The sequence below is a fragment of the Streptomyces endocoffeicus genome (genome assembly GCF_016741935.1).
Taxonomy (GTDB): domain Bacteria; phylum Actinomycetota; class Actinomycetes; order Streptomycetales; family Streptomycetaceae; genus Streptomyces; species Streptomyces endocoffeicus.
In genome coordinates, this window is the sequence record NZ_JAERRG010000210.1 from 1 (window position 1) to 462 (window position 462).

Below are 462 nucleotides of genomic sequence, written 5' to 3' on the forward strand. Positions count from 1 at the left end.
ACCACCAGATCACCGTGCTGGAACGCCAACGGCGAGCAAAAAGTCCGGTTCACGCCGAGCGATCGGGCATTCCTGGCGGCGCTGTTGCACCGGCTGCCACCGCACGTCCTGCGACAGTTACGGCTGCTCGTACTCCCCGACACGGTGCTGCGCCTGCACCGCAACCTCGTCGCACGCCGCCATGCCGCCTCCTGCCGGCCCAAACGCCCGGGAAGACCGCGCACCGTGCGCTCGATCCGCATCCTGGTACTGCGGCTGGCGAAGTGATCGAATACGGCAGTCGCCGGATCCGCGTCCTGGGCGCCACCGCGCATCCGAGCGCCTCCTGGGTAGCGCAAGCGGCGAAGAACCTCGTCATGGACCTCGAAGACTTCGGCTGCCGGGCACGGTTCATGATCCGGGACAGGGACGGGAAGTTCCCCGAACTGTTCGATGCCGTCCTCAAGGACGCGGGGATCGACG

Annotated in this window: 1 pseudogene; it reads left to right on the forward strand. The window is 67.3% G+C overall.

Annotated elements, in window-relative coordinates:
• A pseudogene (locus JK364_RS54625) lies at window positions 1–462 on the forward strand (integrase); the annotation flags it as partial.